Source organism: Brucella sp. 22210 (genome assembly GCF_052045675.1).
In the GTDB taxonomy this organism is placed as follows: Bacteria; Pseudomonadota; Alphaproteobacteria; order Rhizobiales; family Rhizobiaceae; genus Brucella.
Window position 1 is genome coordinate 1 of sequence record NZ_JBQEPD010000046.1, and the last position, 15897, is coordinate 15897.

Consider the following 15897-nt stretch of genomic DNA (forward strand, 5'->3'; position numbering starts at 1 on the left):
CGCATAAGCCATGGGTGGTCACCACAACAGATTGCCGGCAGAATGCAGTTGGAACGTCACCCCATCTCTGATCATCTTGTTCCGCCGCTCACCTCCCTTGGCCCCTGAACATTAAAGGGACCCAGATATACGGTGAACGAGAGTGGCCTAAGCCAATTTTATCGACGCCTGGCTTCTTGGCAGAACAGGGTAATCGTCTTAACTTACCGGATCACCGGATGGGCGCAGCCCAGCCAACAGGCTATGGATTGAGTATCCGGGGCAAGTCGCATGCCTCAAGACACATCCTTAAATAAGGCAGGCGACACCACTCGGAACATAACAGTAGTTATGTTCTAAATGTTTGGTCCCAGCATGTGATGGTGTGGTTTGGCGATGAAAACTACCGGCTTTGATTTCCAAAGTTCCTTAATGGTTTCATAGCTCTATAATCGCAGCCGCTTCAACCGGCGTCAGAACCATACTGCGCTCTTTCGGCCCCTCCGCATATCTTAACCGATTGCCTCTTGCGCCATTTCAGAACCGTATTCTCGTTGATGCCTTATCGCCGCGCAAGCTCCGCTGCCGAAGCTTTAGATCGCTGTAGTTCTGCTCGGATGGCATGCGTGGTGTTGGCACTGCCGTGCAGAATATGTCCCATAGCTCCCTCCGGTCTATCGGTGACAACTCTACGCCATTACCTTTTGGGGCCAAACAACTAGGTAGAGAAAGCACCCCTCTGGCGAATTCTGATATTTCAATGAATCCTTAAACATCGTCGATTGCTCGGAAATATTCCTCTATCAACTGGTAGGCTTTCATGCTGATCGTCACCACTTGCCGTCTTTTATCGGCTTCATCCATTTTTCTTTCAATCAATCCAGCCTTTTCCATTTCGCTGAGACGTCTTGATGCAGTGGAAACGGGTGCGCCAGAATTAAAGTAAAGGGTGGATGCGGTAGCTTCTGTGCCTTGCAAATGCTGTTGCATCAAATCGAGCAACATATTCCAGACGGGATCGCTGAATAAGGCATCTGTAAAGAACTTCTTTTTTACATCATTGGATTGGACGAGCGACAAAAGCCTTTCTCTGGATAGAGGATTTTTCTGGGGCTGAGTGCTGGGAGCATGATCTGACGGGATCTGTTTACTTTCCGATGAGTTCAACAGACTTTTGAGAGATTGTATATCTTCCACTAGCCGATCCAAATGATCTGATCCCAGCACGCGAAATTGCGTATCGCGCTTGATCTTAGAAGCTTTATCGAGGGCGGACTGCACCGACTGGACTAAGACTTCGCGTCGGACCGGCTTATAGAGGAAATCCGATGCAGCCAGACGAAGCGCTTCCACCGAATTTTCAAGTGACGCGTAGGCCGTTACAAAGATGACCTGAAGCCATGAACGCTCTTCGTATCGCTCGCGCACATGCGTCAGTAATGTGATGCCGTCCATACCGGGCATATTTATATCGCTGACAATCAACTCAATCGACGTTGTCTCATCCAGAATCGATAAGGCCTGATTTGCCGACGTTGCCTTAGTACAGATCAAACCTTCGCTTTCGAGCGCAACCGTGAGAGCGTTCAATAAAGCCGGTTCGTCGTCGATTAAAAGAACCCGACAAATGCTGTCACCCTCGGTCATAGCCAATGTTGCCTCCCCGCGTTTCAGTTTCTGCTTTCGGTAATTTCAAGATGAACATGGCGCCTTCGTCGACATTTTTGGCTTCGATATTGCCTTTCATGTCCTTTGCCATGCCATGGCAAAGAGCCAACCCAAGTCCCATTCCTTGACCGGGCGGTTTAGTTGTAAAAAAGGGATCAAATAGCTTTTCTTCTACGGTTTCGTTTAATCCCGTTCCGTTATCCTGCACGCAAAAACAAACATAACCGGTGTTTTCGTGCATAATTTTTATGCGAATATTCGCATCATGCAGAGCTATGCCATTCCCTTTACTTATGATTGCATCGCGTGCATTAACTATGAAGTTGAGCAGGATCTGTTCAATCAGAATTTGATTGCCGATAATTTTAGGAACGGCAGTATCCGCTTGCGATGCAATTACAATCCGATCCGATTTTAGCTGTTCTGTGCAGATCGCCAGCACACTGTGAATAATCTCATTCGGGTCAAGAACTGACAATGAGCCATCCGTTTTATGACCATATATGCGCATATGTTTGGCTATGGTCGATGCTCGCTCGACCTGTCTACTCATCTCGCCGATCTGTTCTTGAACAGAAGCCGTATCGGTGTGTCCACGATTGACTTCAAGGTCGAGATTATCGAGCATCATAGCAAGCGTCGCCAATGGCTGGCTGATCTCGTGTGCGATACCGGTCGCCATTTGACCCAAGGTTAAAAGCTTACTGGATTGATAAAGTGCCAGTTCAGCTTCTCTCCGCTCGGTGATGTCCAAGCCCAGAATAACGAAATTCCGTACGCTACCGTCGCTTTGATCGCGGAGGATCGATACGACCCAGCTCATTTCGCGTCGCTTGTGGTTTGGAAGCCGAACGGTGTACGTTCCTTGCCAAGATCGCTTACCGCTTAGACTATCTAACTCAACGCCTAACATCGCCTTGACCGGCAAACGTTTTATTGTTTCGGTTCCGGCAAAAATATCCTGGTAGTTGCGGTTCGCAACGATGATCTGTCCGTCGGCATTTGTGACAACCATGATAATGTCACTTGCACTGACAATAGTCTCGAAAATCTCCAGTTCCTGCTTTTCCTTGAAGGTATCGATGTCGCGTCGCAGTAATTCTTTTTGGCTCTTGAGATATTTGCCCAAAATTATTCCGCAAGCGACCATCACGGCGAACAGGGCAAGTAAAGCAACGATCACGAGACCAGAAGCGATCAGCCAGGCCGTACGAATGGGCTTTGTGGGAAAACCAGCATAGGCCCATAAAGGTGCAGCAGAAGATTTATAATAAGCAAAAACGAGCTCATAATTGACGATCGGCGATATACGGACTTGTATCCCTTGCCCTGTTGCAAGCACATCGTCGATATAGCTTTTGATGTTGCGCCCAATGCCAAGGCCATAATTGGAAGCGCGAATGACCCCATCGTCTCCAACCAGACCCAGAATAATACCCGGCTCTTTGTTGAAACGGTCGTAGAAATTATAAAGATAATGTTCGTTTACAAGAATTAATATGAAGCCACGAAATACACCTTGAGCATCATGAATTGCGCGTGAATAGGTCATTATCTGACCGACACAACTCTTGGGCATCTCGATCTCATGCCTGTCTGGATGATTAAAAAACACCGACAGCGCACGATCCCCGGATAGGGCTTTATATTCTGTTGATTTTGTCAGATCGAGGCCAACCGGGATGGTACTTACGCCACTTGACGTCACACGTCCAAATTCGTTAACGACGGCGATACCGATTATCGCCTTCGTTTCGCCGCTCGAGCGACGTTTCAAAACCTCGGACATCAGATTTTCATCGACGATTTTATCGGTCTCATCTTGCGCGACAGCATTGCTGAGAGCGTCGAGCGACGTAACAACCTGCGTCGTTTGTTCGGCCAGCGCTTGCGCGATCATCATCGCTTTCTGACCGGCATCATTCTTCCGGGTTGAATAGTCTCTGTAGATGACGAGAGCCTCGACCCCGGATGCTATCACAACCACAATGAAGACCGATATCCAATACCATCTTAAAATGCCGGATGTATCCAAGCGAATTTGCTGCATGGGGTGGATTACTCCGCGTACAAAATCACGAACCAACTGTTCGATATCGCGGTTTGGATCGACTGTGACCTGGACACTTCTTAATTCCTCAACGGCAGATGTATAAGGCGCTCATCAATATGAGAAGATCATAATGTATTAATCGTTAAAATACTTAGTTTACGATTATTACATTATCTAACGCGAAAACGATGCTTACAAGCTGGAAATCGAAATAACCATCGAATTTGCCGGTTGCAATGGAATACTGAAACTTTTGGTAAGTTGAGGAGGCAACGGAGCCTTTTGTTGCCTCCTCATATCGCCACGGCGGAGATCATATTGCTGCTGCGGAGTGCGGGAGCACGCAGCAGCATACTCAGTGGAGATTCCGAGACAGGTCTAATTTTTTGACCCAGATTTCGCGTCGGCGCTGCTATGCACTGACGCAATGGAAGCAAGCCGTTAGGAGCATGTTTTGTATAAGCTTCATCGTTGATATATCCGACTGTTCGTTTGACTTTTATATTCAGTGAACTTTTGCATAATGTCGCTCACGTAGGTCCGTGTTCCCTTGAAAGGAGGCAACCCTTTATATTTTTTCACATTCGCGGGACCGGCGTTATAACCAGCCAATGCGCGAGGGATATCGCCATCAAAGGTCTCCAACATTCTAGCCAGATACAGCCCTCCTCCTTTGACCTGACAATAAGGCCGAGATAGATGCTCCAGACGCAGACCTGTTGATTTGGCAGTCGCTGGCATCAATTGCGTCAGTCCGTAAGCACCGGCACGTGAGCGAATCTTGGGCTGAAACCGGCTCTCACGCCATATCAATGCACGGATCAACGCGTGCCATTCCCGCTCAGACAAGCCTGTCATAGCCACACCTGGATGGCCGAAAGTATCCTTGGCGCCGCAGATGATAGCTTTTTCTATCGATCCGTTGTCGCTGCAATTGATCGCAGTATATGGCCCTGTCTGGTCCGGCTTGAAGCCGGCATATGCAAAAGCGCTTTCATTGCCGGAGTAGACAACTATCAATATAGATAGTGCGAGCGTAAGCTTTTTCATGATGGTTTTCTTTGATTATTTTATAGAAGTAATCAGTTAAGGAACAAGGAAATGATTTTCCCATTTTTCTTTTGGAATGACTTTCCCAACTTTGTATTTGAATGATTCGATACCGAGATAATTATCTTTGGTTCGGCACGAGTAAGAAAGCTTGTACCAAACGCCACAACTACGCATGGCAGCACCTTGTGCTTGAATGCCCCGGCTTTTGATGGTGGGATCAAAGTAGGCGTAGGCGGGGACCTTATCGACATCGTAACGACGGTTTTCGCGCGTGATGCGCTCCATCGCCTCCAGATTACAGCGCTGCTCCAAACGTGTTAACGGGTCGAGCCGTATCAATTGGTTTCGCACGCGCGCGTCCATGGCATGAGCAGCAGTGACTGAATAAAGAGGCAAGGGCATTAGAATAGAACAAACGAGGGTAAGCATAAGCGGAATTTTCCGCTCTATTTTCAGTAAAGAAAACATAACAATGACCGATTTATTTTCTTGAGTTATTATTTTAAAGAATAACTATTTTTTGGTGTGCACAAATGCCGAAGCTTTTGGAAGGTTGAGGAGGCAACGAGGGAACAGCAGATGTTGCCTCCTCATATCACCACTGTGGAGATCATATTGCTGCTGCGGAGTGCGGGGGCACGCAGCGGCATGCTCAGTGGTGATTCCGGGACGGGTCCATTTCGCGACCCGTTTGTCTATCCCCGGCGTGATCACACGCCGGGGGTATTGAAGCGGTCAGACGATTACCACTTCACCTTGAAGCCTACATTGCCGCTGACATTGTAGCTTTTGCCAACATTCTGCAGGCTGGTCGCGGTCGATACCTTGCCGAAGACGGAATAAGTATCGTCATTCCACGAATAGTTGGCGGTCAGGCCAAGCTCACCCCAGGTCTTGTCGGTGGTACCGGTGGCAATATTCACGTCCGAAACGTTGATGTAGTCCGCTCCGCTTTTCAGGTCCTGATAGATATTGGCAATACCGCCGAAATCCAGTCTGGTGCGTGAGCCATCTGCTTCCACCCAGCTCTGTGCGAAGTTGGCAGCGATACCGAAGCGGCCCGTCAGAACATTGTTATCCGGGGTATTGATGGCGGCCGAGAACACATCGACATAGTTGTTGGTGCTGAGCGAAGACCAGATCAACTGAACTTGCGGCGTGACTGACCATTGGTCGGAAACCACGAATTTCTGACCGGCTTCGAGGCTGAGAGCATAACCAAAACTCTTTACACCGGTTGCCAGAGCCTGTTGTACAAGATCGGATTCCAGATCGGACTTGTACCATGTCAGCTTGCCTTGACCGTCGATATAATAACCATTTTCACCATACCAGGTCAGAGCGCCGCCCAGACCGAAGCCCTTGACGTTGACGCGACCGTTGCCGACATCCGAACGCGACTTGATGGAGCTGCTGGTATAATCCAGCCAGACGCTGCCGAACAATTCACCGTCTTCGTCGTCGATAAACTGACCGTCGAGCCCGGCCTGCATGGTCCAGTCGTTCGAGCCGTACACAGCGCCAGTAGCATTTCCCGATGGTGTCAGGCGGGTATAACCGGTCTGGATGCGACCCCAGACATATTTCTCGCCGAACAGGGAGTCAGGATTAGCGATGCGATATGCATTGGCATTGCCGTTGCGACCGTTTGAGCTCATGCGGGTGCCGAAGCTTGCAAAGCCTGCACGGTTGATCCCGGCAAGTGCAGAGCTGATACCGCCATAGACCGGAACGCCTGCCTGATATTCCTTGCCGCCGTTACCACCCTTGCCGTGGCCGCCATTACCGCCTTTGCCGTTATCGCCGTTATCACGATTTCCGTTTCCGCCGTTTCCGTTTTCACCTTTCTTGTTTTTGTCTTCGCTGCGCAGATACCAGTTGCCATCATCAGGCGACGAGACACCGCCCTTGTTGAGCGTATAGGCATAGGCGCCCGCAACGACGGCCTGCTCGTTATTGTAGTTGACGTAATCGCCATGCAGATTGAACTGGCCGTCCGACTGGCCGCCGACTTCAACGATCTTGATACCGTTGACGGTCTGGGCACCCATGCCGCCGCGATTGATGACGCTAACCTCGGTTGTGCCGGATGTATTGCCCTTCACAACCAGACGATCACCCTGCGAATTATCGTCGCCAAGAACCTGGTGCATCACCAGCTTGCCGTTTTCACTGGAATAATCACCATTGACGGTCAGCGTGCCAAAATCCTTGTCCGTGCCGGGCGAGACGGTGCCGCGGTTGACGAGGCCGTTCATCGAGCCGTTGCCGGACAGGATGCCGTCATTGATCACATCCGAAGTGATGTTGCCTGCACGTTCATCGTTGACAAGCTGCAATTCACCGGCAGAAGCGATTTTGGTATCACCCGTATAGATGTTATCCCCGGAGATGATCTGCTTGCCCTTGTCAATGGAGAGACCGCCGGTCCCGTCGATCACACCGGCAAAATCGCTGCCGTTGCCATCGGCAATCACAAGCGTCTTGTCGCCCGTCTTCACACGGCCATCTTTGTTGCCTGCAAGGCTCTTGATGGTTGCGCTGTCTGGATCGACACCGGAAATGTCGAACACACCGTTATTATCAACCCGTGCAGCCGAAGCAATGCTGCCCTGACCAGCGAGACGCAACTCGCCCTTGTCGATTTTGGCTTCACCCGTAAATGTGTTGTCACCCGCCAGAACGAGGACGCCTGCGCCATCCTTGGTCAGGTTACCGGCACCCGAAATCACACCGTTCATGGTGTTGGTGTTGCCCTGCGTGTCGATGGTGCCATTCTTGTCACCGATCACGACATTGCGCGCCATATCGAACGCGCCAGCCGTTTGCAGCGTGCCGCCATCAATGGTCAGCGTACCGGCTGCATCGCCCAGACTGCCATCCTCGGTAATGGACAGGACCCCTTCGGCAATCGTCCACGGCGTATGGGCGTCTGTCTTGCCGGTGAGATCCCATTTGGACGCACCGGTTTTCTTGAAGTTCTCAAAACCTTTGTACTTGTCGCCAAGTTCGGCGGCATTCAGCGAAGAATTCGCCTCGCCACCCAGAACCAGCGAAGAATCCTTCACACCATCGGCAACAACGACATTGCCCTGAATGTTCGAACCGTCCCATAGCTCAAGCGTCGAATGATCGCCGACAACGTCAATGGCGTTGATCACATCATCCGGCGCTCCGTCAACCTTGTCACCAGCCTTCACAGAACCGGCATTGATCACATAGGCTTCTTCCCCGATGCGAATACCGCTACCGGCATTGCCTGCAGTATGCTCGGGATAGGTCACCGTATTTGTCGTATCTGCACCTCTGGCACCGCCCCTGCCACCTGCAACGCTGCCTTTGTTAATGAATGTGGCGCCATGATCAACGACAACGCCGTCTCCCCCATTGCCACCACCGCCAATTATTTCAGAAGAACTAAATGTATTATCGATAGCATCGCCACCATCTCCTCCTACTATTCTGGAGTTTTCTAAATTGGTAAGCGTGGCACCTCGCACGATAATACCGGCACCACCGCCACCACCAGATCCGCCGGCTACACTTAGATTTCCAGATGAACCTTTTCCGCCTTGACCACCCGTGACGACAGAACCTGAAGTCAGAGTTGATTTTCCTCCATTGAGAAACACACCAGCCCCGCCGCCGCCGCCACCGCTACCGGTATTACCCCAACCACGCTTCGCCGCAACACCATCGCCACCACGCCCTCCAGTTACATGAATTGCACCGGTTCCAATGGTGTTGGCACCGACTTGACCACCTTTGCCGCCCTGACGATCACCGACCGAGCCGCCATTCCCTCCTACACCATCGGCCGCAGATTCACCGCGATATGCCTTTGATCCAGAGCTTCCTCCTCCGCCATTCCCATAGCCGCCAGCATCCTTAGTCGGCCCTGTATGCTTCGTGCCTTCATCGTCTTTATAGCTCAAATATCCTGCGCCGCCGGCATTTCCTTTAATATCTTCAGCATGCGCAAGGGATGCGAAAGGCAGGGTAACGACAGGTCCGGCAGCCGCAAACATAGCGGCCGTCAGTAACGCCCCCGCGCAAAGCGAAGACGAACTGCACAGTTGAGAAACGTGCTCACGCATAGAATGAATGAAACACTTGCCTTTTTCTTGTGTATTCACAATATTAGCTCCAACTAAATTCAACCCATGAGCCAGAGGCTCGCAAATGGGCGGAATACTTCTTCGAATTATTAAGAACAGAGCCCACGCCGTTGGATCGTCGATCCGACCCGCACTCAGTTCGACAACTCTTCAACAGCAATGGTTTGGCGGATGAAACTATTATCGTTCCCAATATGGGGGCTAACGATGCATACAGAGAGAAATAGCCGCTCAAAGGCCTGTAATAAAAGGAGAAATTGATCCCGGATTGGAACAGAAAGCTGTGCTCCAAGGAGAAAAAACGGGTGATTTACGAGGGGCAATCTTCACCGGCCCACATATGTGAAGGCTTTTTCACGACAAGAGCGTGGTATTATCAATCCGGCGGTCTATAGAACGATATCAGATACGAACGAGGCGGTGTGAAACTTCATCGGCGATTAATCTGGATTGAAACGTGTCAATCAGATATGATTGCATCGAAGATGGAACTTATGTCCGGCGCGCGAGCCCCTCGGCAGTTTGGGCACTGACAGGTTTACCGTAGAACCAGCCCTGTCCCTTATCTGAAGGACAGATGGATCGAAAATAGTCTACCTGTTCCTTTGTCTCGATTCCTTCGATGACAATGCCCAGTCCGTATTCCTGCGCCATTGATACGATCTGTGGCATAACCGAAACCGTTCCGGCAGCTTGTCTCACCGATCGTGTGAAACTCTTGTCTATCTTGATCGCATCGACATGCAATTTACCGAGATAGGACAGGCTGGAATAACCTGTACCGAAATCATCGATATAAAGGCGATGTCCCCGTGCTCTCAATCTTGCAATCGCATCGGCGACAGGAAGACAGGCTATCGGCGTGCGCTCTGTTAACTCAAGGCCGATTTGCTGTGGTTCTATATCGGCATCTCTTAATTCCGTGTCGAGTAACGACAGGAATGCATCGCTATTGAGATCGACGGCTGTAATATTGATGTTGATGGAGACGTCGCGGTGCTGTCGTAAGATAGCGCCCATGTCGTCAACGACACGTCGCAGCACATAGCATGTGATTTTTCCGACAAAACCCGCTTTCTCGGCCTCTGCGATAAAGACATCCGGCGGTACAAAATCATTATTTCTTATCTCCCACCGCAGAAGCGCTTCGAACCCCGTGAGCTTGCCGTCAGCAATAGTCACTATCGGCTGATAGACAACATCCAGCTCATCATGAAACAATGCCTTCTTCAGAAGCGATGAGAGAGAGCGGCTGCGGTTTCCGTAAGCAATCCAGGCTGTACCCAGACCGCCGCCAGAGATCATGCCAAAACAAGTAGAAAGCAGCATTATCAAGTAATCGCGCTGAGTGGTTTTTCCAGCTCGTAGCGTCAGATGAATGCATATCCCGCTCGCATCGTCGCAAGAAAATTCTTGCAGGGCATGGCTCTTATTTTCATACCTCCAACGTGCCGGAATGAAGGTGCGCTGCGCAACGGAATTGAATGGATAATAGAACAAAAGAGCGCTGTGTGCCCTGTATTCATCCGTCATGAAAATGGAAAATGCATATCGGGCCGAATGAAACAAATCAAAAGTGGAATTTGCAAGTACGACATTCGCCTGCTCCTTACCCAGAACGGCCCCGAAACTGTCCGGTGTCACAAGCTCCCGCCGTCCGTAGATAAAGGTCCCGTCACGCCTTTGCACATCGGCAATCCGTCGCCGATGTGGATTTGTTACTGCACCGAGGAGGGAGGAACACATCAGGCGATTATCGGAAAGCCGTCCGATATCCTTGATAAAATGGGCTGAAAATATCAGCTTGCGAAGATAGGCATGATCACTGTCCGAGCAAGGTTTAAACGGCGAAATATTGACTCGAGCCAGAACGATTTCTGCGGATATCACCATCTTGTTGGCCTGCGCCATCAGTGATTGCATATAGGCGCTCGCTTCGTGCCGTGCCTTGAAATCCCTGTATTTAATGTCTCCCCATTGCCCACATGCCGCCCCGACAAGGGCTGAAACGATGATAATGAGGTGAGACGGTTTCAATTTTATCGACAAACAGGATGCAGAAATTGGTGCTTTTACGATCCAGCCAACGCGGGGGTGTCTGTACCATCAAAACAGACCGAGACACTTGGCCGCTTTATCAGTTAAACAAACCCGAAGTCACCAAGAGGCTTCTCTCCGGCTTGCTCTAACCTTCGTGCGACAGAACTTAACAGAACCAACCGCTCAATGCAGCGGCCATTGTTTCCAGTTTGGCGGCGTCCATTATCTATCACCGCTATCTATATGGTATCGTGCGATAAATCTCTTTCAATATGGGAACGAAAGGTTGGCATCCCGTAAACAATGTCAGAGTACTGGGTGCGTTGAAGCACTTTATATTTTCATGCCTTTGCTTTGCGTCTGTCCAGCAGTCTGGTTCCATCAGCTCGAAGCTCGCCTTTCGGGCTGACGAAGCGGTAGAGGGTTTGCCGTGTGATCCCGAGTTCGGCACAAAGATCGGCCACCTTCGTTTCGGGTTTTCCCATTGCCGCCTGGGCAAGGCGCAGTTTTGCAGGCGTCATCTTGAACGGCGCTCCCCCATTTCGGCCACGAGCGCGTGCGGCAGCGAGACCAGCTTTGGTCCGTTCAATGATCAATGCTCGTTCGAATTCGGCGAGAGCTGCGAATATGCCGAACACCAATCGACCGTTCGCGGTGGAAGTGTCGATCGAGGCGCCTTCTCCCGCCAATACCTTGAGACCAATATTGCGCTTCGTCAGGTCGTCAACGAGATTAACGAGGTGACGGAGATCTCGACCGAGGCGGTCGAGTTTCCAGACGACAAGCGTGTCGCCACTGCGCAATGCCTTCAAACAGGCAGTAAGACCGGGGCGATCATCCCGTTTTCCCGATGCGGAATCCTCATAGACCTTGTCGGCATCAACACCGGCTCTGATGAGCGCATCACGCTGCAGGTCCTGAACCTGGCTGCCATCGGCTTTCGACACCCGCACATATCCGATGTGACAATTCTCATTTGGCCATGCCAAAGCCTGTATATTGTCACATAACCCGTCTTGCAATGTAAGCTCTATAAACGTTTCTCTCCGTTCTTTTTATGACATACGGAGTGCCGATGCCGCGCCGAATGATTCTAACGGATGCTGAACGGCAGAATTTTCTAGCGCTGCCAACCGACGATGACACTCTGATCCGGCACTGGAGCCTTGATGACGATGATCGCCGTCTTATTGAAACTCGACGACACGATGATACTCGATTGGGATTGGCGCTTCAGCTCTCAGCTCTTCGTCATCCAGGCCGCCTGATTCAGCGGGGGGAAGTCCTCCCTTCTGTGGCGCTGTCGTTTCTGGCCGAACAACTCGGGATCGAGCCGGAGGCACTTTCCACTTTTGCACGCAGAGCACCAACCCGCTATGAGCAGCTCGCCATCCTTCGCCAGCATTATGGTTTCACCGAGCTGTCGCATCCATTGCGCGCCGATCTTCTTGCTTTTGCACGCGGCATCGCGATTGCCTCAACGAAAGACAGATTTGTAGTCACAGCGCTGGCCGATGAGATGCGGCGGCGGCGCATTGTTATTCCCGGTATCACCGTGCTCGAACGATTGGCCGGACAAGCATGCACTGAAGCCGAAGAAGCGCTGTATGCCGATGTCGCGGGAAAGCTGACGCCTGATCTCATCATCCGAATGGAAGCCTTGCTCGGCGCGGGCCGCCGCCCAAAACAGAGCGGCGTATCCTGGCTGCGGGAACCACCCGGCAAAGCCGGAGCAACGACCATGCGGGGATTGATCGATCGGCTGGAAGCCGTGCGGCATGTTGGTATTTCCAGCGACGTGCTTCAGGCAATCCCGACACACCGTGTTCGCCGGATGGCCCAGGAAGGCCGCCGTTTGACGGCCCAGAACTTTGAGCAGATGCGACCAGGCCGCCGTCACGCAACATTGGCGGCGTTTCTTCTCGAAATGGACGTTGCACTCACCGACGCGGCGATTGGCCTGTTCGAGACGTTGATCGGCAAGAGTTTTAGACAGGCAGAAGCCGCCCGAGACAAGCAGCTGCTCGAAACTGCATCGTCAGCAACATCCGCTCTCAATTTCTTCGCACACTTCGGCGAAGCCATCACCGCCCAACGCGAATCCGGGCTTTCCCTCGATGAAGCTGTAACTGCTGTCACAAGCTGGGAAGAACTCATTCAGGCAACAGCTTCGGTGAAAGCGGTTAAAAGACCCCGCAGCGAGGATGACCTGATCACCTACTTGCCTGCTCAATATGTCCGTATCCGGCGGTTCACTGCTCCCTTTCTGGCATCATTCACCTTCGAAGGAAGTCGGCGCGACGCTCAATTCATCGAAGCCATAATGCAGATGGAAACTGCCTGGACGAAAGGCTCCCGATCGGCCGAGCAGCCCTGGGTCCGAAAGGCGCTGCTATTGGCGAACACTCGATGGCGCAAGGAAATCGTTGGTTCTGATGACGCGATCGACCGGAAGATGCTGGAACTTTTTCTGATCGTCGAATTGAAGAACAGTAAGCGCTGTCCTGACCCCACCTTCCGGATCATCGCTTGATCATTGATGTTCAACCTCGAAAGAGGGCTAGGACATATGTCGATTTCAGAACTTACGCTTAAATCCAAGGATGAGCCGATACGCCGGTTTGAGGTGTTCACAGGCAATGGCCGTCGTCGCGAATGGAGCGACGATCAGAAGGCGCAGATCATTGCGGAGAGTTGCGAGCCTGGCGTCACGGTGTGCTCTGTGGCGCGGCGGCATGGATTGACGCCGCAGCAGTTGTTCACATGGCGACGGCTCGCCCGAAAGCCGCTTGATGTGTTGTCGGTGCCGGAGCAAGCACCAATGTTTGCACCAGCAGTCGTCGTGTCGCCCGAGAATTCGGAACCGAAGAGGGCGCGGCAAGCACGTTTGCCAAGAAGAACTTCTCCGGAGGCGGCCATTGAATTGCGGATTGATGGAGCCTGGCTGCGTATTGCCTCTGGCACCGATGCTGCAACCATTGCCGCCGTCATCCAGGCGTTGAAGGCTCAGTCGTGATTGGCCCGTCCGGTGCGGTAAAAGTGATGATCGCCACCAAGCCTGTCGACTTCCGCAAAGGTGCTGAAGGATTGGCGGCATTGGTAAAGGCCCAGATGGGTGCCGACCCGTTCTCGGGCACGATCTACGTATTCCGGGCCAAACGAACGGACCGGATCAAGCTGATCTTCTGGGACGGCAGCGGCGTGTGCCTGGTCGCCAAGCGGATCGAGGATGGCGAGTTCCATTGGCCTCGAATGCAAGACGGTGTGATGCATCTGACGGCCGCCCAGTTCTCGGCTCTGTTCGAAGGATTGGACTGGAAACGCGTGCATGCGCCGAGCGAAACGCGCACGCCGATAAAGGCCGGATAACGGGCGCGACCAATTGAATCAGAGCCATTCAGCGTCTCGCTCCGAGCGGCAAAATATGCTGTTCTCGATCCATGACGATGACGGCAGACGAGCTTCCGGATGACCTGAACGCGCTGAAAGCAATGGTGCTTTCGCGTGAGGCGGAGAATGCCCGCCTGCGGCAGATCATCAAGGAATTACAGCGTCACCGCTTTGGTCGACGGGCAGAGACGCTTCCAGAGGACCAGCTTCTGCTTGGGCTTGAAGAGGCCGAACAGATCGAGGCTGCCGGGCTGGAAGAGAAGGAACAAGGCTCGACTGCTCTGCGCCAGGCGCAGGTCGCTAAACGGCGTACGAACCGGGGTTCACTGCCAGCGCATCTGCCGCGCGTCGAGATCGTGGTCGATATCGATAACCATGCCTGCCCCTGCTGCCGCAACGACCTGCATCGGATCGGCGAGGATGTCAGCGAGAAGCTCGATCTTGTGCCCGCCCAATTCCGGGTGCTCGTGCTGCGCCGCCCGAAGTATGCCTGCCGGGCCTGTGAAGAAGTCGTTGTCCAGGCTCCGGCCCCGGCAAGGCTGATCGAGGGCGGCATCCCGACAGAGGCAACCGTCGCCCAGGTGCTGGTATCTAAATATGCTGACCACCTGCCGCTGTATCGCCAGGCGCAAATCTACAAGCGTCAGGGCATCGACCTCGACCGTTCGACGCTCGCCGACTGGGTCGGTCGCGCCGCCTGGCATCTACGCCCGGTCCATCAGCGGCTGCTCGATCATCTGAAGTCATCGTCCAAGCTCTTCGCCGACGAGACGACGGCCCCGGTGCTCGATCCGGGACGTGGCAAAACCAAGACCGGCCAGCTTTGGGCTTATGCACGAGATGACCGGCCGTGGCAGGGCGATGACCCGCCCGGTGTCACCTATGTCTATGCGCCAGATCGCAAAGGCGAACGACCGATGGCCCATCTCGACGGCTTCGTCGGCATCCTGCAGGTAGACGGCTACAGTGGATATCGCCCGCTCGCGGCAAAGAACACCGTGTCGCTGGCCTTCTGCTGGTCCCACGTTCGACGCCGCTTCTATGAGCTTGCTGCCGCTGGTCCGGCACCCATCGCCAGCGAGGCGCTGCGACGCATCGGCGAACTTTACAGGATCGAAGAAGAGATACGTGGCCGGCCCCACGAGGAGCGTCGTGTCGCCCGTCAGGAAAAAAGTCGTCCGATTACCGACAGCCTCGCTCCCTGGCTGCGTGAACAACTCGGCTACATCAGCCAGAAGACAAAACTCGCCGAAGCAATCCGCTATGCCTTGTCACGCTGGGACGGCTTGACCCGCTTCATCGACGATGGCCGGATCGAGATCGATTCCAACGTCGTCGAACGGTCAATCAGGCCAATTGCCCTCAATCGCAAAAATGCGCTATTTGCCGGTTCTGACGCCGGGGCCGAACACTGGGCGACTATCGCCTCGCTCATCGAGACGGCAAAGCTCAACAATGTCGAGCCACTGGCCTATCTCTCAGACGTCCTCACCAAGATCGTCAACAATCATCCAAATAGCCAGATCGACGACCTGCTGCCTTGGGCCTATGCCGCAACGCACGATCTCAAAGCCGTGGCCTGAAAACAGCGCTTAC

Annotated in this window: 10 protein-coding genes and 2 pseudogenes; 4 read left to right on the forward strand and 8 right to left on the reverse strand. The window is 52.7% G+C overall.

What is annotated here, in order from left to right:
* Nucleotides 1-420 precede the first annotated feature (420 nt).
* The 8 genes and pseudogenes from ACTJKP_RS24180 to ACTJKP_RS24215 form a co-directional block, all read right to left on the reverse strand.
* A pseudogene (locus tag ACTJKP_RS24180) lies at nt 421-640 on the reverse strand (IS481 family transposase); the annotation flags it as partial.
* A gap of 107 nt (nt 641-747) precedes the next feature.
* Complete coding sequence (locus ACTJKP_RS24185; protein ID WP_440632485.1) at nt 748-1626, reverse strand: response regulator; 879 nt, start codon at nt 1624-1626, stop codon at nt 748-750.
* Nucleotides 1613-3697 (reverse strand): sensor histidine kinase, encoded by a 2085-nt coding sequence (locus tag ACTJKP_RS24190; RefSeq protein ID WP_440632480.1) that lies wholly within the window; start codon nt 3695-3697, stop codon nt 1613-1615. The genes ACTJKP_RS24185 and ACTJKP_RS24190 overlap by 14 nt, the downstream gene beginning before the upstream one ends.
* A 468-nt stretch (nt 3698-4165) precedes the next feature.
* Entirely contained in the window at nt 4166-4750 is a 585-nt protein-coding gene (locus ACTJKP_RS24195; RefSeq protein ID WP_440632481.1) for a lytic transglycosylase domain-containing protein, read from the reverse strand.
* Nucleotides 4751-4786: 36 nt separating this feature from the next.
* Complete coding sequence (locus ACTJKP_RS24200) at nt 4787-5182, reverse strand: DUF930 domain-containing protein (protein WP_440632482.1); 396 nt, start codon at nt 5180-5182, stop codon at nt 4787-4789.
* 314 nt (nt 5183-5496) lie between these two features.
* Nucleotides 5497-8688 carry an autotransporter family protein gene (locus ACTJKP_RS24205; RefSeq protein WP_440632483.1) on the reverse strand — a complete coding sequence of 1064 codons (3192 nt, stop codon included), beginning with the start codon at nt 8686-8688 and terminating at the stop codon, nt 5497-5499.
* A 675-nt stretch (nt 8689-9363) separates the two neighbouring features.
* Nucleotides 9364-10920: an EAL domain-containing protein gene (locus ACTJKP_RS24210; protein ID WP_440632484.1), complete on the reverse strand. Its 1557-nt coding sequence runs from the start codon at nt 10918-10920 to the stop codon at nt 9364-9366.
* 332 nt (nt 10921-11252) lie between these two features.
* A complete protein-coding gene (locus ACTJKP_RS24215; protein ID WP_440632486.1) occupies nt 11253-11873 on the reverse strand; it encodes a recombinase family protein in 621 nt (206 codons plus the stop codon).
* A 113-nt stretch (nt 11874-11986) separates the two neighbouring features.
* On the opposite strand from ACTJKP_RS24215, the pseudogene ACTJKP_RS24220 reads away from it, so the two are divergent.
* From ACTJKP_RS24220 to tnpC, 4 genes and pseudogenes are all read left to right on the forward strand, one after another.
* Nucleotides 11987-13402 (forward strand): annotated as a pseudogene (locus ACTJKP_RS24220) (DUF4158 domain-containing protein); the annotation flags it as partial.
* 78 nt (nt 13403-13480) lie between these two features.
* Nucleotides 13481-13927, forward strand: coding sequence for an IS66-like element accessory protein TnpA (gene tnpA / locus ACTJKP_RS24225; RefSeq protein ID WP_181375986.1), 447 nt, complete (start codon nt 13481-13483; stop codon nt 13925-13927).
* The gene (tnpB, locus tag ACTJKP_RS24230; protein ID WP_109366349.1) at nt 13924-14280 is read left to right on the forward strand and encodes an IS66 family insertion sequence element accessory protein TnpB; all 357 of its coding nucleotides are present in this window, start codon (nt 13924-13926) and stop codon (nt 14278-14280) included. Before tnpA ends, tnpB begins: the two co-directional genes overlap by 4 nt.
* A gap of 71 nt (nt 14281-14351) precedes the next feature.
* Nucleotides 14352-15884: an IS66 family transposase gene (gene tnpC / locus ACTJKP_RS24235; RefSeq protein ID WP_121539677.1), complete on the forward strand. Its 1533-nt coding sequence runs from the start codon at nt 14352-14354 to the stop codon at nt 15882-15884.
* Nucleotides 15885-15897: the final 13 nt, after the last annotated feature.